19 protein-coding genes and 2 tRNA genes are annotated in these 18018 nt (G+C 59.7%); 10 read left to right on the plus strand and 11 right to left on the minus strand.

Features of this window, described 5'->3' with window-relative positions; all coding sequences use genetic code 11:
* Positions 1-87: 87 nt before the first annotated feature.
* A complete protein-coding gene (locus QD461_RS02615; RefSeq protein ID WP_414086357.1) occupies positions 88-507 on the minus strand; it encodes a hypothetical protein in 420 nt (139 codons plus the stop codon).
* A gap of 242 nt (positions 508-749) precedes the next feature.
* Here QD461_RS02615 and QD461_RS02620 point away from each other — a divergent pair, with 242 nt between their 5' ends.
* Positions 750-1685, plus strand: a complete 936-nt coding sequence (locus tag QD461_RS02620) for a DUF1499 domain-containing protein (RefSeq protein WP_414086358.1) — start codon at positions 750-752, stop codon at positions 1683-1685.
* A 6-nt stretch (positions 1686-1691) separates the two neighbouring features.
* On the opposite strand, the gene QD461_RS02625 is transcribed toward QD461_RS02620, so the two are convergent.
* Both QD461_RS02625 and QD461_RS02630 read right to left on the minus strand, forming a co-directional pair.
* Complete coding sequence (locus tag QD461_RS02625; protein ID WP_414086359.1) at positions 1692-2600, minus strand: MBL fold metallo-hydrolase; 909 nt, start codon at positions 2598-2600, stop codon at positions 1692-1694.
* Entirely contained in the window at positions 2597-2899 is a 303-nt protein-coding gene (locus QD461_RS02630) for a cupin domain-containing protein (RefSeq protein ID WP_414086360.1), read from the minus strand. The genes QD461_RS02625 and QD461_RS02630 overlap by 4 nt, the downstream gene beginning before the upstream one ends.
* 158 nt (positions 2900-3057) lie before the next feature.
* On the opposite strand from QD461_RS02630, the gene QD461_RS02635 reads away from it, so the two are divergent.
* A tRNA-Gln gene (locus QD461_RS02635) sits at positions 3058-3132 on the plus strand.
* A gap of 188 nt (positions 3133-3320) precedes the next feature.
* On the opposite strand, the gene QD461_RS02640 is transcribed toward QD461_RS02635, so the two are convergent.
* Complete coding sequence (locus QD461_RS02640) at positions 3321-3758, minus strand: hypothetical protein (protein WP_414086361.1); 438 nt, start codon at positions 3756-3758, stop codon at positions 3321-3323.
* A gap of 303 nt (positions 3759-4061) precedes the next feature.
* Between QD461_RS02640 and QD461_RS02645 the strand changes: the two genes are divergently transcribed.
* The 6 genes from QD461_RS02645 to QD461_RS02670 all read left to right on the plus strand — a co-directional run bounded on the left by QD461_RS02645 (position 4062) and on the right by QD461_RS02670 (position 7301).
* Positions 4062-4138 (plus strand) — tRNA-Pro (locus QD461_RS02645).
* A 325-nt stretch (positions 4139-4463) separates the two neighbouring features.
* Positions 4464-5192: a pentapeptide repeat-containing protein gene (locus QD461_RS02650; RefSeq protein ID WP_414086691.1), complete on the plus strand. Its 729-nt coding sequence runs from the start codon at positions 4464-4466 to the stop codon at positions 5190-5192.
* A gap of 44 nt (positions 5193-5236) precedes the next feature.
* Positions 5237-5734 (plus strand): GAF domain-containing protein, encoded by a 498-nt coding sequence (locus QD461_RS02655; RefSeq protein ID WP_414086362.1) that lies wholly within the window; start codon positions 5237-5239, stop codon positions 5732-5734.
* 180 nt (positions 5735-5914) lie between these two features.
* Positions 5915-6364 carry a peptide-methionine (R)-S-oxide reductase MsrB gene (msrB, locus tag QD461_RS02660; RefSeq protein WP_414086363.1) on the plus strand — a complete coding sequence of 150 codons (450 nt, stop codon included), beginning with the start codon at positions 5915-5917 and terminating at the stop codon, positions 6362-6364.
* Positions 6361-6888 (plus strand): peptide-methionine (S)-S-oxide reductase MsrA, encoded by a 528-nt coding sequence (msrA, locus tag QD461_RS02665; protein ID WP_184701078.1) that lies wholly within the window; start codon positions 6361-6363, stop codon positions 6886-6888. The genes msrB and msrA overlap by 4 nt, the downstream gene beginning before the upstream one ends.
* Entirely contained in the window at positions 6888-7301 is a 414-nt protein-coding gene (locus QD461_RS02670; RefSeq protein ID WP_414086364.1) for a DUF6314 family protein, read from the plus strand. Before msrA ends, QD461_RS02670 begins: the two co-directional genes overlap by 1 nt.
* Before the next feature lie 30 nt (positions 7302-7331).
* Here QD461_RS02670 and QD461_RS02675 read toward each other — a convergent pair whose 3' ends face one another.
* The 4 genes from QD461_RS02675 to QD461_RS02690 form a co-directional block, all read right to left on the minus strand.
* On the minus strand, positions 7332-8390 hold the full coding sequence (locus tag QD461_RS02675) for a 3-deoxy-7-phosphoheptulonate synthase (protein WP_414086365.1): 1059 nt from the start codon (positions 8388-8390) through the stop codon (positions 7332-7334).
* A 467-nt stretch (positions 8391-8857) separates the two neighbouring features.
* Positions 8858-9919, minus strand: coding sequence for a porin (locus QD461_RS02680; RefSeq protein WP_414086366.1), 1062 nt, complete (start codon positions 9917-9919; stop codon positions 8858-8860).
* 430 nt (positions 9920-10349) lie between these two features.
* Positions 10350-10655 (minus strand): hypothetical protein, encoded by a 306-nt coding sequence (locus tag QD461_RS02685; RefSeq protein ID WP_313206280.1) that lies wholly within the window; start codon positions 10653-10655, stop codon positions 10350-10352.
* Between the two features lie 321 nt (positions 10656-10976).
* The gene (locus tag QD461_RS02690) at positions 10977-12539 is read right to left on the minus strand and encodes an MFS transporter (protein ID WP_414086367.1); all 1563 of its coding nucleotides are present in this window, start codon (positions 12537-12539) and stop codon (positions 10977-10979) included.
* A 174-nt stretch (positions 12540-12713) separates the two neighbouring features.
* Here QD461_RS02690 and QD461_RS02695 point away from each other — a divergent pair, with 174 nt between their 5' ends.
* Positions 12714-13637, plus strand: coding sequence for a LysR family transcriptional regulator (locus tag QD461_RS02695; protein ID WP_414086368.1), 924 nt, complete (start codon positions 12714-12716; stop codon positions 13635-13637).
* A gap of 94 nt (positions 13638-13731) precedes the next feature.
* Here QD461_RS02695 and QD461_RS02700 read toward each other — a convergent pair whose 3' ends face one another.
* Positions 13732-14271, minus strand: coding sequence for an N-acetyltransferase family protein (locus QD461_RS02700; protein WP_414086692.1), 540 nt, complete (start codon positions 14269-14271; stop codon positions 13732-13734).
* Positions 14272-14419: 148 nt separating this feature from the next.
* On the opposite strand from QD461_RS02700, the gene hisC reads away from it, so the two are divergent.
* Complete coding sequence (gene hisC, locus QD461_RS02705; protein ID WP_414086369.1) at positions 14420-15478, plus strand: histidinol-phosphate transaminase; 1059 nt, start codon at positions 14420-14422, stop codon at positions 15476-15478.
* 78 nt (positions 15479-15556) lie between these two features.
* On the opposite strand, the gene cysN is transcribed toward hisC, so the two are convergent.
* Positions 15557-17035 carry a sulfate adenylyltransferase subunit CysN gene (gene cysN / locus QD461_RS02710; protein ID WP_414086370.1) on the minus strand — a complete coding sequence of 493 codons (1479 nt, stop codon included), beginning with the start codon at positions 17033-17035 and terminating at the stop codon, positions 15557-15559.
* Position 17036: 1 nt separating this feature from the next.
* Positions 17037-17990: a sulfate adenylyltransferase subunit CysD gene (cysD, locus tag QD461_RS02715; protein ID WP_414086371.1), complete on the minus strand. Its 954-nt coding sequence runs from the start codon at positions 17988-17990 to the stop codon at positions 17037-17039.
* Positions 17991-18018: the final 28 nt, after the last annotated feature.

Consider the following 18018-nt stretch of genomic DNA (forward strand, 5'->3'; position numbering starts at 1 on the left):
AGTATCCTGAATGCAACTTTGCAGACTGGAATTATAGCGCTACGCCGCATGGCGCGAAAGGCTTATCGTCGCCGCAGGCTGAAACGACTATTGAGCAGCCTCTCTCGGCTTTTCGGGCAGCTGCTGCACCAGGTTGACGAAGGCGTCGGCGAACCGCAGCAGATGCTCGGTTTCCTCGTCCGGTTCCAGGAGGCGAATTTCTGCACCGTCTTCGTCGAGCGCTGCAAAAAGGGTGCGCATCGTGGTGTTCCCTTCCGGAATTCTGATGACCGCCAGCCGGCGGCAATCGGCGATCAATCCTGTGGCTGGGAGATCGAACAAAAAGTCGCCATGCACGGCCGCGGCGGCACGCCTCACAGCTTCGCAGAAGGAAGGCTCTCCGCCGGAAAAACCCTCAAGGGAAAGTTCCAGTTCCAGAAGCTCAAGCGGCAATATCGGGTCTGTTGCGTCTGCCGCGACAATGGCCGCATTTGGCAGCGGCCGGGTTGCGATGTCTTGAGAAAGCATCGGTTCCATCTCATCAAGTCCCTTCGAAGCCTCGATAAAACGCCCAAGAATGGCCTTTTTAGGGAATTTAAGCAAGCGCTCACGTTTTTCGGCAATCCATCGCCAGGCTGAACTTTGGCAAGGCATCGCTCACGGACGGCATGACTTAAGATTTATTTTCATCATTTCCTGCTTTAAACATGGATCACTTATCCGGGATTCGGTGCATCCGGCTTCCGATCCGACGCGCCGACGAGCACTTGATGACCATTCGTTTCGACCGTCCTGTTTCACATGCTGCCCGGGCTGCGCGCCTCATTGCCGCCTTTGCGCTTGTGCTGTGCGGCGTGACGCTGATCGGGCATCGTTTCGGGCCGCTGGAAATGCCCTATTTCGTGCTGCTGATGCTGATCTCGGCGGGCTGCGCTGCGATCGCGGTGGTGCTGGCGGCGATCGGTCTTGCCCAGCTTTGGCAAAGCGCTGCCTTCGGCGGCGTTTCTGCCGTCAAGGCAATCATCTATGCCGCCCTGCCGCTTGCCATCTTCGGCCTTGGCGTGGAGCGCTTCTGGACCCGCCCGCCGATCTACGAAGTATCGACTGATCTCAGCGACCCACCGCAATGGTTGGCGACACCGGACGCCAGGCAGATCTGGCTGCCGTTGCGCCATCTGGTGAACGAGCAGGAGCGGCAGGCGCAATTCGACGCTTATCCGGCCCTGATCAGCCGCCGCTACGAAGGGGCTGCCGACCGCGTGCTGGAGGCCGTGCGCAAGGTGGCGAGGGACAGCCACATTACCGTCGTTAAGGCAGAGGGCGCGGAGGTGGCCGATCCGAACGGCGCTGCGAAGCCCAAACGCCGCATGCGTCTCCAGCAGCGCGCCAGCCCAGCACAGGACGATACCGCCGTCGGCGACATGCCTGACTTCATTCCGGTGCCGACCCCGCGCCCCTTTCGGGATGGCGTCGCCGATCTGATCCGCCAGAACACCGACGTCATCCTGCAGGGGGAACTGCGCACCCGCATTTTCGGCCTGCCCTGCGACGTGCTGATCCGGATCCGCGAGGAAGCTGAAACGACGCTCGTCGATATTCGCGTCGCGTCCCGTTACGGGCAGAATGATCTCGGTGTCAGCGCCGACACGGCAGACAGCTTCCTGAAAGCGCTCGATGCCGAGTTGCTGGGCATAGCGGGAAGTTGAGGCCTCTCAGAGGGGGCGGTATGCTCCCGCCAACGCCGGAGGGCCATCTGTTTCGACACGGCCTTTCTCGACCAGGTCTTCCAGATGTGCCAGCACCGAAAGTGCTGCTGCGCCGTGCAGGCGTGGGTCCGTGTCGCGATAGATGGCCTTGACCATGTCGGGGATCAGGCGGTCGCCGGCCTTGATGCGCTCCAGCACGGCGCGCTCGCGCATGCGGCGATGGGTTCTGAGGCCGCGCATGAAAGAGGCAGGCTCCTTAACCGGCCCGCCATGGCCTGGCAGGAACAGGCGGTCCTCGCGGGCGAGAAGCCTCTCCAGCGAGGCCATGTAATCGGCCATTGAACCGTCCGGCGGCGCGACGATTGACGTCGCCCAGGCCATGACATGATCGGCGGAAAAGACGATGTCGGTGCCCTCGAGTGCGAAGCAGGCGTGGTTGGCTGCGTGACCCGGCGTCAGCAGCGCCGTCATCTGCCAGCCGTCGCCGGAGATGCTTTGACCGTCGCCAAGCACGATATCCGGCTGAAACTCCATATCCGAGCTTTCGGCAAAGGGGTTGACCTCCCCGCGATGGAGCGGTCGCGCGGAGCGATGCGGCCCTTCGCCGACGGTCAGTGCGCCCGTCGCCTCCTTCAGCCGCTTGGCGAGCGGCGAGTGATCGCGATGGGTGTGGCTGACGAAAATATGGGTGACTTCGCGGCCCTTCAGTGCCTCCATCAAGGCGGCGAAATGCGCCTCGCTTTCGGGGCCGGGATCGATGACCGCCACCGACGTGCTGCCGACGATGTAGCTGTTGGTGCCGTGAAAGGTGAAGGCACTCGGATTGTTGACCGTTATTCGCTCGATGCCGGGTGCAACGGGAACGGCGCGGCCATAGGCGGGCTCGAAGGCAAGGTCGAAGTCAGGTGTGCTCATGATTGCTTGTATTCGATTTCGATAAAGGACATCGGCTCGGAGCTGGCGTTGACGACATTGTGCTCGACGCCCGCCTCGCGCCGATAAGCGGCACCCTTGGCGATGTCGACGCGGCGGCTGCCGCCGGGCTCTTCCAGCAGAAGCTGGCAATCCGTCATCGGCACGACGACATAGCCGAGGCCATGGACATGGTGCCCGGTATCAGCTCTTGGCTCGAAATCCCAGCGCGTAATACGCACGGCGGCGTCATCGAGAAGCACGGTGGGAACAGCCGGCGGGCGCGCGCGAAACTGGCTCATCGGGCCTCCTCATTCGGATTGCAGCGCAGCAAGACCTATCATAGCCGCCAAAAAAGCACACAGAAATATGCGCTCATGCATAACTTAGTGATTGTGGCGGCAAGCGACCTTTGCTAATCAGACGCCGATTTGGCGGAAATTGAAGCCATTTCATCTGTTGGGGCGTCGCCAAGCGGTAAGGCACCGGTTTTTGGTACCGGCATTCCCAGGTTCGAATCCTGGCGCCCCAGCCACACTCTTCCTTCTCTCCATGTCGAGTGGACACCCGGTAACAGAATTGTCGGCAGGCATGCGCCTTTCGCAAAATGGGTCAGTGTGCCCGATTTCGTGGAACGTCAGATCCTGGCCGTTAGCCTACAAACAAAAGCAGGCGGCCCATGCAGGCCGCCCGCTGGCATTGTCTCGTGATGAAGCTCTGGCCTCAGTCGGCGCTGTCAGCTTTTTCGGCTTTTTCAACCTTCTCCGATGGTGCGAGAAGCTCGGCGCAATAGGAGGGACCGCTGACGCCTGGCTGGTCGCCGAGGATGCGGACCGAACGGATCTCATAGCTCTGGTTAGTGACGATGTCGGCCTTGCAGCTGAGGGAGCGCTTGCCGGTCGTCTTGCCGTCCTTCGTCTTGATGGTGAGGTTCTTGTAGCCGCCGCGCCAGGTGTAGACACGACTGCCGCTTTCGTCGCGATCGGAAAGTGGCGGCCCGTATGCTGCGAAGAAGCGTCCTGCGGACTTGCCTTCCCAGCGATCCTGAACGGGGTTCTTGGCGAGCAGCGGAATGACTGCTGTCTTTGTCGTCGTGGTTGTGGTGCTGCAACCGGCTAGCGCCAGCAACAGTCCCGCCGCGGTGATCATGCGGATATTCATCGTGTCGTCCTTGAGCTTCTGTCACGCATTCGGTTGCGGAAAGCCGCTCTGTCCAACGACGTTTCCACCTGTCCCGCTAAGGGCTTTAGCGCCAAAGCCGGCAAAAGAAAATTCCCATCCGCGTGTTCAAGAGGGATTTTAATCGATCTGTTGCGTCTTTTGCACGCCGGCAATTTCAGCTCCTGTTTCCTGCCGTTTTTCTAGGCAGATGCCGCTGTAATTTTTTCGTCAAAAATCAAACGCTTTTTTTAAATTGGTGCTTGTGCATCAAAAATGGCTGGTCTATAGAAGCGCCGCTGGTCACGGAGTGTAGCGCAGTCTGGTAGCGCACCACGTTCGGGACGTGGGGGTCGAGTGTTCGAATCACTCCACTCCGACCAGCTCAAAATTCCGATATATCCCGAAAAATACTAAGTAAACGACGAGCTGTCCGGCCCCGGCCGCGATGGTCGTAGGCGCTCGATTCGGCAGCCATCATGGCGTCCTTCCCGGTTCCCGCTCGGCATATGGCCTCCCTTCAGATATGCTTTTGCAATGCCGGCTCTTTTTGTCGTACGAAGCACAATATACAAAGGAAATACAGGCATCGACTCAGGCAACGGGTGGCCTGTGGGCGCTATAGTGGAGGGATGGATGAGTTTTGTTGAAGGAGCGGCCGCATTGGCGGGCGAGGGGCCTTTGCGGCGACGGCTGCGCAATATCATCATGCGCAAGCTAGGGATCGCGGCAGGCCTCGGCGTCCTGATCCTGAGCACCGGTTTTCTTCTCGCTTCCAGCACCAATTTCCTCAGCGCCGCCGATTGCGGCAATGTCCCCGCCCCGGGCCTGGATTGGAGCAAGTGCAGCAAGACCAACATCATGCTGCAGAGTAGCGATTTGCACGGCGCCAATCTTGCCGGCGCCCACTTCGACAGCACGGATCTCAGCGATGCCAATCTGATATCGGCCAACCTCGAGAAAGCGACCTTGGTGCGTGCCTGGCTGAAGAATGCCAAGGCAGATGGCGCGAATTTCAAAAAGATCGAGGCATATCGGTCTGATTTCAGCAACGCATCCCTCAACGGCGCCTCTTTTGCCAATGCCGAACTGCAGCGGGCAGAATTCGACAGCGCGCAGCTCGCCAATGCTGATTTTCAAAAGGCTGAACTTGGCCGCGCAGATTTCAACAAGGCGGTCCTATCGGATGTGAATTTCTCGTTTGCTAATCTGTCTCGCGCGACGCTGAGCGGCGCGGTGATAAAGGGACAGATCTCCCTCAGCGGTGCCTTCATGTATCTGACCCGCATCGAGGGCCTTGATCTGTCGAATGCGGCGGGCCTGCAGCAGGCGCAGCTCAATCTTGCCTGCGGCGACAATTCCACCAAGCTGCCATCCTGGCTGAAGGCGCCGGCCGTCTGGCCGTGTCCCCCTGATGATCCGGACGACAAGGATTGATGTCGGCTTCCGAAGGATAAGAGACTTAAAGAAAGCGACGTGCGATGTTTGCGGAAAAGACGATCCAGAGCGACAGCAAGCCCGAATTCTATTGTGAACTTGCAGGGCAACTGCAGGCGCTGCTTGCCGGTGAGAAGGACGCTATCGCCAATGCCGCCAATACATCGGCGCTGATCTTTCAGATGTTGCCGGATCTCAACTGGGCAGGCTTCTATTTTCTGCAAGCCGCTGACGAACTGGTGCTCGGCCCGTTCCAGGGCAAGCCGGCCTGCGTGCGCATTGCCGTTGGCCGTGGCGTCTGCGGAACCGCGGTCGAGAAAGCGGAATCGATCCTTGTCGAGGATGTGCACGCCTTTCCGGGCCATATCGCTTGCGATGCTGCCTCGCGATCGGAACTGGTGGTGCCTTTGTTCCGTGATGGCCGGGTTATCGGCGTCATCGATCTCGACAGCCCGATTGCCGGTCGTTTCGATCGCGATGATCAGGCCGGCATCGAAGCGCTCGCGGCAATCTACGTCACTGCCTGCGCTGCGGATGCTTGAGCGCTCGCAAGGGCGGGGCGTCACGCACGCGTGATCGATATGGCAAATCGACCGAGTGATGCCTATATTGGGCAGGCAATCATTCCCTTAGCGCTGATCGAGCTTGATACCCGTCCCTGGTTCCTCCCCGCAGGCCTTGGCCAAGCTCGAAATGTGTGCCGACGGGCAAGGAGAACAAGAATGAGCAAATACAGCAAGACGACAGAAGCGGTAGCCAAGCTGACCCCTGAGCAGTATCGCGTGACGCAGCAGAGCGGCACTGAGCGTCCGGGCACAGGCGAATATCTCTACAACAAGCAATCGGGCATCTATGTCGATATCGTTTCGGGCGAGCCGCTTTTTGCCTCCGCGGATAAATTCGACTCCGGCTGCGGCTGGCCGAGCTTTACCAAGCCAATCGAGCCCGCCAATGTCAGCGAGCTGACGGATATCTCGCACGGTATGGTCCGCACCGAAGTGCGCTCCGCAAACGGCGACAGCCATCTCGGTCATGTTTTCCCGGATGGACCCATCGATCGCGGTGGCTTGCGCTATTGCATCAATTCGGCCTCTCTCCGCTTCGTGCCGCGTGACAGCATGGAAGCAGAGGGTTACGGCGCCTATATCGATCAAGTGGAGGATGTAAGATGACAACGGAACGTGCAGTTCTCGCCGGCGGTTGCTTCTGGGGCATGCAGGATCTCATCCGCCGTTACAACGGCGTCATCTCGACGCGCGTCGGCTACAGCGGCGGCGATGTCCGCAATGCCACCTACCGCAATCACGGCACCCATGCAGAGGCGATCGAGATCATTTTCGATCCACAGAAGATCAGCTATCGCGACCTCCTGGAATTCTTCTTCCAGATCCATGATCCGTCCACGCTTAATCGCCAGGGCAATGATCTCGGCCTGAGCTACCGCTCAGCGATCTTCTACACCAGCGAGGAGCAGAAGCAGGTTGCGCTCGATACGATCGCCGATGTCGATGCTTCCGGCCTGTGGCCTGGCAAGGTCGTCACCGAAGTCGCACCGGTTGGCGATTTCTGGGAGGCGGAACCGGAGCATCAGGATTATCTGGAGCGCTATCCCAACGGCTATACCTGCCACTTTGCCCGGCCCGGCTGGAAGCTGCCCCGCCGGCAGGCTGATACAGCTCAGCGCGCAGCCTCCTGATGGAAGGATCGGCCGGTATCGACCGGCTGGACCTCTTTCTCGGCACATGGGAGGTGAAGCGGCGGATCATCGATCGCTTCAACCGCACCCGTATCACGTTCGAGGGACAGGCGTTGGTGACGCCTGTCCAGTTTGAAGAACATGGCGATACGCGAAGCGATCACGTGACGCTGAGAAGCAGCCGCACTTACCAGCTTGATGACACAGACGGTGATCTCGTCGTGCGTTTCCCCAATCTTTCGGAATTCATCCGCATAGGCGAAGACGCCTCGCAGCATGTAGTCCATCATTGCGGCCCCGATCTCTACCGGGGCCGTCTTTTCTTTCGCACCTCAGATGTCTGGGCCGAGATGTGGCATGTGCGCGGGCCTAGAAAGAACTACCTGAGCCTCGCGCACTACCGGCGTATTTGACCCGAACCAATCTCCCTAATGGGGTTGGTATCAGCCCGCCCGGCGTCGTGCCTGGACAGCCTTTGCCAGATCTTCCAGCGTGCGGACGGAGGTCGGCCAGTCGATGCAGCCGTCGGTGATGCTCTGGCCATAGACCAGCGGCTTGCCCGGTACGAGATCCTGGCGGCCGGCAACGAGATTGCTCTCCATCATCATGCCCTTGATTCGCCGATCGCCAGCTGCCACTTGCTCGGCAACCGAGGTGACGACGAGCGGCTGGTTTTCCGGGTTCTTGCTGCTGTTGGCATGGCTGGCGTCGATGATGATCTGCGGCTCGAGCCCGGCCTTAAGGGATTGCTCGGCGGTCGCCTGGACGCTTGCCGCGTCATAGTTCGGCTGCTTGCCGCCGCGCAGGATGATGTGGCAGTCCTCGTTGCCGCGGGTCGAAGCGATTGCCGCAAGACCTTCCTTGGTCACCGCCGGGAAGTGATGTGGCTGCGAAGCCGCAATGATGGCATCGAGCGCGATGCGAACGTCGCCATTCGTGCCGTTCTTGAAGCCGACGGGGCAGGAGAGGCCGGATGCCAGCTGACGATGCACCTGGCTTTCGGTCGTCCTTGCGCCGATGGCGCCCCAGCTGACGAGGTCCGAAATATATTGCGGCGTGATGGTGTCGAGATATTCGCAGCCCGCCGGCAGGCCGATTTCATTGACGTCGATGAGCAGCTTGCGGGCGATGCGCAGACCTTCCTCGATACGGTAGCTGCCGTCGAGGTGAGGGTCGTTGATAAGGCCCTTCCAGCCGACCGTGGTGCGTGGCTTCTCGAAATAGACCCGCATGATGATTTCGAGATCGCCGGCAAACCGGTCACGCTGCTCCTTCAGCAGCGCCGCATATTCGCGGGCAGCAGCGGGATCGTGAATCGAACAAGGGCCGATGACGACGATCAGGCGGTCATCCTTGCCGCGAAGGATATTGTGAACGGCGCTGCGCGCCTGAGTAACGGTGTTCGTTACCGCTTCGTCGCGGGGGATCTCATCTATGATCCGAGAAGGCGGCGTCAGCGCCGTAATCTCGACGATGCGCAAATCATCAGTGGAATTCAACACGGTATCGGTTCCTTTCGGGGGTCATACCGTGGCGACAAAAAAAGCCGCCAGGTAGACTAGCGGCTGTTCGGGTCTTTGCTGTCGTGTCTTTTCTAACTACGCACAGGCCCGCCTCCGCTGAGAGCAGCGGTACGAATAAAATCGCGAGGCGTATGCGCAGATAGTCGACATGCGCTGTCTCTACGACAAAAAATCCTGCTTGTCGATGAGATTGGCACCGGGAAACGAAAGAGCTCGCGCCGTAGCGCCGCTTTCTCTCCACAATCGATATCGGTGTGCGGGTGTTTGCCTGCCAACAGGCTGGCTTCGATCGCCGTGCTGTTCGCGGGGTTCGTCACCTGCGTGGCGGCTCGCATCGACAAATGAGTTAACCCCTGTCTCGGAAAGACCGGCCCAACTTCGCTGGAAGTCGAGCCAGTCCTCATCCGATCAGGGGTCAAGTCAGATCAGATCTCGAAAACGAGGTCTTAGAACGTGCGCTGGAAGCGCAGGATACCGGCCCACTGGTCCTGGTTGATGGAGTCCCAGTTGGTGTAGGATACTTCCGGCGTGATCTGCAGGTTCTTAACCGGGGTCCACTTGACGTTCGCGGTAGCAGCGAAGATCTTGGAGTCGGTGTAGGCAACCTGAGCGTTGGCCTGCAGCTTGCTGTTGATCGGAACGGTCACGCCGGTCCAGAGGGCCCAGTCGCCCCAGCCGATCGGCTTGGCCGGGCCAGTACCGTTCGAGTTTGCGTACTTGTTGAGCTTGTCGCCGTTGGTGTTCCAGCCGCCCATCAAGAAGGCCTTGAAGACGCCAAAGTCGGCATCGACGCGAGCCTTAACAGCGCCTTCTTCAACGATCGAGTCGTAGCCGCCGACGACCTTGAAGCCGAAGTTGCCAGCCTTGTAGCCAACACCTGCAACGACGTCCGGCAGGTAATGGTTGGAACTGTCTTCACCGTTCACGCCGGTGGCCTTGTCACCGGAGTTGCTGTCTTCGAGCGAGACCACGGCCGTGAAGCCGTTGCCGGCATCGTAGTTGTAGGTCAACTGGTTCAGTTCGTACGGGCCGTCAAAGACCACGTCGTCGTTCATGACGCCGCCGGCATAGCCGATGTAGGAGTTGTACTGCGAGTCAGCCTTACCGACGAGGAAGCCGCCGAGGCTGATGTTGGCGAATACCAGCTTCGTGGTGGTCGCGCCGCCATCCTGCCAGTCCCAACGCATGACCATGTTGGTCTTCAGCGGGCCGAATTCGGTATCAGAAGCCGTGTCAATATGGAGCTGAGCGCGGGTGTGCCACAGCGTGCCGAAACGGTCAGCCGGGTTGTAAGCATTGTACCACTTGCCTTCGGTACGGACATAACCACCGATCTTGAGGCAGGTTTCGGTGCCCGGAATGAAGAAATAACCAGCGCCGTATGCGTCGCAAATACGGACGTATTCGAGCGGTTCCGGCTCAGCGGCGACGATGGCATCAGCTGCCTGAGCGCCAGAAACTGCTGCGAGAGCAGCAGCGGAGCCGAGAAGAAGGCTCTTGATGTTCATAAAAACTCCAATCCAAAATAGATTGGGCATAGGCAATCGCGCCGAAAAATCGACGTGCCCTAACCCTATCCCTGTTTAAATACCCCGACTCGGGAGAAACGGGCCCCACCCGCTTCTGGTCCTATTAAAGAGGAACTCCTGTAAAGTTATATGATATATTTCTATCAGCGTCGCATTTTCGTGATTTAAAAATTTTAGTTGCGCGAATGCCACATATACCTACAGAAGTAGTAAGCTATGCGTAATATTGGTTTGACAATAGTCATTCGGAAAAATGAAAAGGCCGCTATACTTCTTTGGGTTGCGTTGGATATACTTGAATAAGCGTTGAAGGTGCGCGCGAATGACACCTGCGGCTGAGATGCCGCCGCGGCCTGCCGAATGAGCAAATGGCCAAAGACCCTTATAAGGGAATGACGCTTTTCGAAGGTTACGCGGTTCGTTTGGTGGCCGAAGCTACGACCTTGCTCAGAACCGATCCGAGCATGATGCCCCAAAGCCCGCTGATCATGCCGACGACGATGTCGAGCGTCGAGCCGTAATTGCCGTTGGCGAGGAAATGCGACAGGCAAAGCACCAGCACGCTGCCGATCATCAGGAGGCAGGTGAAGGAAGGGGACTGCGGATAGGCAAGGCGAGCAAGCATGCCGGCAATGCACAGTGCGCCGGCGCGCAGGATGTCAAATGGATTGCCGAACGCGACCTGCCAATTGAGATGCGCAAGGGTCACGGCCACGAGGGCCGCGATATAAGTCCATGCGATTATCTTCAAAAACCGGTCTGAGATCATGGGGCGATGATATAGCAGCCGCGCTTGTGAATGCCAGCCTCGCATCGCTTTAGAGAGTGGGTCGAGCCGCACTTGGATGCGCACATTTTATGTGTCGGCGAAATATTATGTTGCGGCTCGGAAACACTTGCGGCGTAATTCAGCCCTTTATTCGCCATTTTGGCATGCGCGCAGGGCCGCCTATGCGGCTGCCCTGCGACTTCCACTTGAATACACCCAGTGCATGTTTCACAAGAATGCGCAGCGGTCTTGCGCTAGCGATGCGGCTCAGGCCTTCTTTACGCGGAGCACTTCCTCTTCCTCCAGCAAGGGATTTGCATCTTCGGCGATGTCGGCCGATGCGCCTCTGCCGAGGAAGGTGAAAACCACGATTGCGGTTGTGGCGGTGATCGCGGTCAGCAGCCAGAGCAGCGAACTGAAGGCATTGCCGTAGCCGCTAATCAGCGCATCATGGCTGATCGCCGGTACATTCGATGCGGCGGCGGCAAGATCGCCTGTGACAAGCCGCTGGGCCGCAGATGAAGCCTGCCCACTCGCAGTCGCTCCGAGATTCGACTGAATGAACGCGGAAAGGATGGCGCTGACGACCGCAAGCGCGACCCCTTCGCCGGCGACACGCGTTGTGCTGAAGATGCCGGTCGCCATGCCCGCGCGCTCTTTCGGAACCACGCTGACGGCAAGCCCGTCCATCAGGCCCCAGGGCAGGCTGATGCCGACGCCGATCGTCAGCAGTGGACCGATCAAAGCCGATGCCGAGGAGCCGGCGACAAAATAGCTGAGCCAGAAGAGACCGGCTGCCGAAACGATGAGGCCGCTGCCGCAGATCGTTGCGGCACTGAACCACCGCGTCAGAAGGCCGGCGGCGATAGGCAGGATGAGAAGCGGAGCCGAAAGCGCGATCATCATCCGCCCGGCGGCAATCTCGCTCATGCCCTCGATCCCGACGAAGCGCACCGGCAGCAGGATCAGGAGGACGACGAAGGCATAGGCGGGCGCCGCCGCAAGCAGTTGCACGCCCACGAAGCGCGGGTAACGGAAGAGGGTGAGATCCAGCATCGGCCTTTTTACCGAGCGTTCGATGATACCGAAGGCGAGGAACAGCAAGGCTGCGCCGACAAGCAGAGCAATGACAAGCGGATCGCTCCAGCCGGTCTCCGGCGCGCGTAGCATGCCATAGGTGAAAAGCGTCAGCGCAAGGGTGAAACTTAGCGCTCCCAACCAATCGAGTCCGGCTGTATCGGGATCGCGGGATTCGCGCAGATGATATGCGCCTAGGCCGAGTGCGAGCAGCGCCAACACGACCACGAGGAGAAAGATCGATGGCCAACCGAAGGCATCGATCATCAAGCCCGAAGCGATCGGCCCGAAGGCGAGACCCACGCCGAAGCTGGAGCCGACGATGCTGAAAGCCCGCATGCGCGCGCTGCCGTCGAATTCCTGGGCGAGCGAGGCCATGCCGCCGGAGAAGGCGGCGGCTGCGCCAAGACCTTGCAGTGCCCTTAATACGTCGAAGAGGACGATATTGCCGGCAAAGGCGAGGCCCGCCGAAAACAGGGCGAAGCAGCCGACGCCCGCCAGGAAGATGCGCCGGCGGCCGAAGCTGTCGGCCAGTGCGCCTGCGACCATCAGGCTGCTGCCGAAGGTTAGCATGAAGGCGTTGGTCACCCAGTTGAGGGCGATGGGGCTACCACCGAGCGTCCGGCTGATCGCCGGCAGCGCGACGGCTGGACCTGTAAATGTCAGGGGCATGGCTGCGGCGGCGCAGCAGACCGCCACGAGAACAAAGAGTTTTTCAGTCGGACTTGCGACCTGTGTCTTGGGCGAGATCATCGGGATTCCCGTTGGGTTCGAGCAAGGAAAGCCGTGGGTATCCCTGGGAGTGGGTGCGTCGAGCGCCGTTGCCCGCGGCTTTAAGTTACCTAGTCAGGATAGTTTTGCTGTAATTCTATGATAATATGGCTATAGCTCCGCATATATCGGAAAAAAACGCTCGAATGGGGTACCATGGATCGCCTGAGTGGCCTGAATGCTTTTGTGCGGACCGCCGATCTCGGCAGTTTCGCAGCCGCAGGGCGCGTGCTCGGTCTGTCGGCTTCCGCGGTCGGTAAGGCGGTGACCACTCTGGAGCGGCAACTCGGCGTCCGGCTGCTGCAGCGCTCCACCCGCAGCATTCGTTTGACCGAAGAGGGGCGCCTCTTTCACGAGCGCTGCCGGCGCGTGCTCGATGATCTCGACGATGCCCAGGCCTCGCTTGCGCAGGCTGTGGCGGTGCCGCGCGGAAGGCTGCGCGTCAGCGTGCCCATCGTCAGCTATCATTTCCTGCTGCCGGTGGTGCCGGAATTCGTAAACCGCTATCCCGAGGTCGAACTCGATATCGATTTCAATGACCGCATCGTCGATATGATCGAGGAGGGCGTCGATGTCGCGATCCGCAGCGGCGACCTGCCGGATTCACGATTGATGTCGCGCACCCTGCGGCCATTCCAGATGCTGCTTTGTGCCGCTCCTTGCTATTTGGAGCGGCACGGCACGCCCGATTGTCCAAAGGCGCTCAACGAGCACTCAGCGGTGCGCTTCCGGTTTCCCAATAGCGGTAAACTGCAGGAATGGCCTTTGAGCCTGCCCGAAGGAGAGCCTGATCTGCGCATCAGAACGGCATTTTCCTGCAATAATATGGAGGCGGTGCGCGGCGCGACCGTCGCCGGGCTCGGCATCGGGTGCATGCCGGATTTCCTAGTGCGCAGTTCGCTTGCCGAAGGTAAGCTGCTAACCGTTCTTGATGATTTTATCGATGAGCCCGGTCACTTTCATATGCTCTGGCCATCGAGCCGCCACCTGTCGCCCAAGGTCCGCGTATTCGTCGATTTTCTCGGCGAGCGGCTGTTCGCAAAGAGCTGCGATATCTTGCCCGCGGCGCACAACGCATGAACAAGGGGCTAAGTCGGCTCGTCTTCAACACTCACGCGAGATTGCGGATTGAGCTGGCGATAGCCGTCGCTTTAGCTTCGGCAGCCAGCTCCGATCACGACAATTGCAGTTTGTAACCGATGTGGGTGGGCTCAAAACCCATCCGATCGTAGAAGCGGTGCGCATCAGGACGTGCCTTGTCGGTGGTCAGTTGCATCAAGGCGCATCCGTGTGAGCGGCTATAGTCGATGGCCCATTTGAACATGGCCTCGCCGATTTGTTCGTTTCGCCTTGAATGGGAAACTCGCACACTTTCGATCTGGGCACGCTTGGCCCCTCGGCGCGACAGCCCGGGGATAATCGTCAGCTGAAATGTCCCGACGATCTCGCTTCCATCCTCGACAACGCACAGAAACTGATTGGGATCAGCTTCGATCTCGGAAAATGCTTCGCGGTATTGAGCTGCATCCTCCGGCCCGCTCGTTTCCCTCGTGGCGCCCAAAATGTCATCTGCAAGCAAGTCAACTATCGTTGTCAGATCGGCGGCGGACGCCCTGCGAAAGACCAATTGCGTCAAGCTTTGGGTTCCTTGTTTCAATCCTGCCGTGATCGAGGCAACCACGATCCGACTTCGCTTCAAGCCTATCGCAGCCATGAGCAAGCCCGATATTTCCTCTTATCTCAGAGTTCCACGACTGCTAAGGGCTGAAAGCTCCCTTCGATGGCAGCATTTGCCATATTGACCGCAAATCGAACCGCGCGATACCAAGGCCGCCTGCAACCGCCAAGATGTGGGGATCACGATGAGCCGTTTCTGGAGTCCTGTTGTTCATTCCTTGATCCCCTATGTCGCCGGCGAGCAGCCTGCCATGAGCGATATTGCCAAGCTGAACACCAATGAAAACCCTTACGGTCCTTCTCCGCTTGCGCTGGAGGCGATCTCGAAGGCCGTATCCGACACGCTGCGGCTCTATCCGGATCCGACGGCGCGGGGACTGAGGGCTGCGATCGCTGCAAGCTATGGGCTGGACAAGGACGAGGTTTTTATCGGCAATGGGTCGGATGAAGTCCTTGCGCATACATTCCATGCGCTGCTCAATCACGAAGAGCCTCTGCTGTTCCCGGACATTACCTACAGTTTCTATCCGACCTATTGCCGTCTCTATGGCATCGAGTTTCGGGAGGTGGCTCTCGACGCCAGAATGCGGGTTCGGGTCGCCGATTACCGCCAATCCTGCGGCGCGATCATCCTGCCCAATCCCAACGCCCCCACAGCGATCGGCCTGCCAATTGCCGACATTGAGACCCTTGTGCGGGAGCACCCGGACCAGGTTGTCGTGATCGACGAAGCCTATGTGGATTTCGGTGGCGAAAGCGCCATTCCGCTGGTGCGCAAATACCCCAATCTCCTGGTGGTCCAGACATTTTCGAAGTCTCGCGGGCTTGCCGGGCTTCGTGTCGGCTTCGCCGTTGGGCAAAGGCCGTTGATCGAGGCACTGGAGCGCGTCAAGGATAGCTTCAACTCCTACCCCATCGACAGGCTCACCTTGGCCGGCGCCATTGCTGCCTGGGAGGATCGCGACTGGTTCGAACGTCACCGCGCGCTGGTTATTGCGACTAGGGATCGCTTGGGTATCGCGCTCGAAACACTCGGCTTCGAGGTGCTTCCGTCTTCTGCCAATTTCGTGTTCGCAAGACACGCCAGCAAACCGGGCGCGGACCTAGCGGCGGAGCTAAGGAGCAGGGCGGTACTGATCAGGAGATTTTCAGGAGCCCGCATCAGCGACTTCTTGCGCATCTCTATCGGAACGGATGCCGAATGCGATCGGCTGTTGGCAGCGCTCGACGACATATTGCGCTGATCTGGACGAGCGCGGCGCACTATTTTTAAGAAGAGGCCGATCGAAGTCGGCCTCTCGTTGTTTCAGACTATGCCGCGATCAGATGTCGCTTGCGGCATTGCTCCAGATTTCCGCAGCCTGCGCGGCGGTCACGCGGCGAACGTCGGTTTCGTCGCGGCGGCTGGCGAAGAGTTCGCTTGCCATGATCTGCTCGGCGAGATCGGCCGGCAGCGACAGGAGAACACGCTGGCCTTCCTTGTGGATGCCACCGACATCCGTGCGCTTGCCGGTGATCATCCCGCCGGCGATTGTATTGTTTGTCTCGGGGTCGATCAGGATGAAGGAGCCGGTCGAACGGTTCTGGTCGTAGGGGTCGAAGACGGCGGCTTCATCGAAGGAAAGACGAACCTTGCCGATGGCGTTCATCCACAGCGCCTGCGCCGGTGCCCAAGCGCCGGTCTTCAGTTCCAGTTGCGCGATCGGCTGCACCTGGACGCGCTGGCGACGGCTGCCGCTCTTCAGCCAGTAACGCTTGCCGGGCTCGATGCCCTCGGGCTGCAGCGCCACAACTTGTGCATCGAAAGACAGACCCGACTGCGGCTGGCTGTCGATTGCCACGATCATGTCGCCGCGCGATACGTCCACCTGGCGGTCGAGAACCAGGGTGATTGCGTCACCGGCAACGGCAGCGTTCCGCACCAGATCGAAAGTGACGATCTTGGAGACATTGGCGACCATGCCCGACGGCAGGATCATGACGCTGTCGCCCGGCTTCACCGAGCCGCCGGCGACCGTGCCCTGATAGCCGCGGAAGCTTTCGCCCGGGCGAGAGACGCGCTGCACGGAAAGGCGGAAGCCGACAGCCTGCGAGGAGCGGACGGTTGCCTGCTCAAGCGCTTCGACCAGTGTCGGGCCGGCGTACCAGGGCATGACGGCCTGGCCGGAGTAAACGACGTTTTCGCCCTTCAGAGCGGACATCGGGATGGCCGTGATCTGCTTGACGCCGAGCGAGAGCGCGAACTCGCGGAAATCATGCGAGATTTTTTCGAAGCCGGCGCGGTCGTAATTCGTCAGGTCGATCTTGTTGACGGCCAGCACGAACTGCTTGATGCCGAGCAGCGAGGCGATCGTCGCATGGCGGCGGGTCTGTTCGAGAATACCCACGCGCGCATCGATCAACAGAACGGCGAGATCGGCGGTGGAGGCGCCGGTCGCCATGTTGCGCGTGTACTGCTCGTGACCGGGCGTATCGGCGACGATGAAGGAGCGGTTGTCCGTCGAGAAATAGCGATAGGCGACATCGATGGTGATGCCCTGTTCGCGCTCGGCCTGCAAACCGTCGAGCAGCAGTGCGAAATCAGGCAGGCCGAGATCATTCTGTTTGCCGGTGGAATCGCGTCGTAGCGTCGCGGCCTGGTCTTCCTTGACCGCCTTGGTATCCCAGAGCAGACGACCGATCAGCGTCGACTTGCCGTCATCGACGCTACCGCAGGTGATCAGGCGAAGCGGGCGCGAATCGCGGACGGCCTTGGCCGGTTCGGCGGCGGGTAGGGCGACGATATTTGCGTTTGCGGTCATCTCAGAAATATCCTTCGCGCTTCTTCTTTTCCATGGAGCCGGACTGGTCGCGGTCGATGGCGCGGCCCTGGCGTTCGGAAACCGTGGCAATTTCCAGCTCAGCAATAATCTCTTCTAGGGTCGTGGCGGTAGAACGGATCGCACCTGTCAGCGGGAAGCAGCCGAGGGTACGGAAGCGGATGAGCTCTTCGCGCTTGGCCTCGCCGGGCAGCAATTCAAGCCGCGGGTCCGCCGCCATGATCATCATGCCGTCGCGCTCGACAACCGGGCGCTTGGCCGCGAAATAGAGCGGCACGATCGGGATCTCTTCAGCCTGGATGTAGCGCCAGATATCGACTTCGGTCCAGTTGGACAGCGGGAAGACGCGAACGCTTTCGCCCTTGCGGATCTGGCCGTTGTAGACGTTCCAGAGTTCCGGGCGCTGGTTGCGCGGATCCCAGCGATGGTCCGGCGTGCGGAAGGAGTAGATGCGCTCCTTGGCGCGCGAGGCCTCTTCATCGCGGCGGGCACCACCGAAAGCGGCGTCGAACTGGCCGGCATCGAGCGCGTGACGGAGCGCTTCCGTCTTCATGACGTCGGTATAGCGAGCCGAGCCATAGGTGAACGGGGTGATGTTCTCCGCCTTGCCGCGCGGATTGATGTGCTCGATCAGATCGAGATCGTACTTCTTCACGATCTCGTCACGGAAGGTGATCATCTCGGCAAATTTCCAGCCGGTGTTCACATGCAAGAGCGGGAAGGGGACACGGCCGGGATAGAAGGCCTTGCGTGCCAGATGCAGCAGCACCGACGAATCCTTGCCGATCGAATAGAGCATGACAGGACGCTCGAATTCGGCTGCGACCTCGCGGAAGATATGAATGGCTTCGTTTTCCAGCGCCTTCAGATGCGGATCGAGCGGCGGCTTCGTGCTTTGCGGATTGGAGATTTCCGTATCCGGACGGCTATCGGGCATGTATCACTCCAGAACTTTCAAGTGCCCC

Origin of the sequence: Rhizobium sp. BR 314 (assembly GCF_047445805.1) — a bacterium.
Taxonomy (GTDB): Bacteria; Pseudomonadota; Alphaproteobacteria; order Rhizobiales; family Rhizobiaceae; genus Rhizobium; species Rhizobium lusitanum_B.

What these genes read in the sequence shown, in the direction of transcription:
- QD461_RS02615 (WP_414086357.1), bottom strand. Translation starts at nt 507, where the DNA reads ATGCTTTCTCAAGACATCGCAACCCGGCCGCTGCCAAATGCGGCCATT.
- cysD (WP_414086371.1), bottom strand. Translation starts at nt 17,990, where the DNA reads ATGCCCGATAGCCGTCCGGATACGGAAATCTCCAATCCGCAAAGCACG.
- cysN (WP_414086370.1), bottom strand. Translation starts at nt 17,035, where the DNA reads ATGACCGCAAACGCAAATATCGTCGCCCTACCCGCCGCCGAACCGGCC.
- QD461_RS02620 (WP_414086358.1), top strand. Translation starts at nt 750, where the DNA reads ATGACCATTCGTTTCGACCGTCCTGTTTCACATGCTGCCCGGGCTGCG.
- QD461_RS02690 (WP_414086367.1), bottom strand. Translation starts at nt 12,539, where the DNA reads ATGATCTCGCCCAAGACACAGGTCGCAAGTCCGACTGAAAAACTCTTT.
- QD461_RS02670 (WP_414086364.1), top strand. Translation starts at nt 6,888, where the DNA reads ATGGAAGGATCGGCCGGTATCGACCGGCTGGACCTCTTTCTCGGCACA.
- hisC (WP_414086369.1), top strand. Translation starts at nt 14,420, where the DNA reads ATGAGCCGTTTCTGGAGTCCTGTTGTTCATTCCTTGATCCCCTATGTC.
- QD461_RS02700 (WP_414086692.1), bottom strand. Translation starts at nt 14,271, where the DNA reads ATGGCTGCGATAGGCTTGAAGCGAAGTCGGATCGTGGTTGCCTCGATC.
- msrA (WP_184701078.1), top strand. Translation starts at nt 6,361, where the DNA reads ATGACAACGGAACGTGCAGTTCTCGCCGGCGGTTGCTTCTGGGGCATG.
- msrB (WP_414086363.1), top strand. Translation starts at nt 5,915, where the DNA reads ATGAGCAAATACAGCAAGACGACAGAAGCGGTAGCCAAGCTGACCCCT.
- QD461_RS02640 (WP_414086361.1), bottom strand. Translation starts at nt 3,758, where the DNA reads ATGAATATCCGCATGATCACCGCGGCGGGACTGTTGCTGGCGCTAGCC.
- QD461_RS02630 (WP_414086360.1), bottom strand. Translation starts at nt 2,899, where the DNA reads ATGAGCCAGTTTCGCGCGCGCCCGCCGGCTGTTCCCACCGTGCTTCTC.
- QD461_RS02655 (WP_414086362.1), top strand. Translation starts at nt 5,237, where the DNA reads ATGTTTGCGGAAAAGACGATCCAGAGCGACAGCAAGCCCGAATTCTAT.
- QD461_RS02650 (WP_414086691.1), top strand. Translation starts at nt 4,464, where the DNA reads ATGCGCAAGCTAGGGATCGCGGCAGGCCTCGGCGTCCTGATCCTGAGC.
- QD461_RS02680 (WP_414086366.1), bottom strand. Translation starts at nt 9,919, where the DNA reads ATGAACATCAAGAGCCTTCTTCTCGGCTCCGCTGCTGCTCTCGCAGCA.
- QD461_RS02695 (WP_414086368.1), top strand. Translation starts at nt 12,714, where the DNA reads ATGGATCGCCTGAGTGGCCTGAATGCTTTTGTGCGGACCGCCGATCTC.
- QD461_RS02625 (WP_414086359.1), bottom strand. Translation starts at nt 2,600, where the DNA reads ATGAGCACACCTGACTTCGACCTTGCCTTCGAGCCCGCCTATGGCCGC.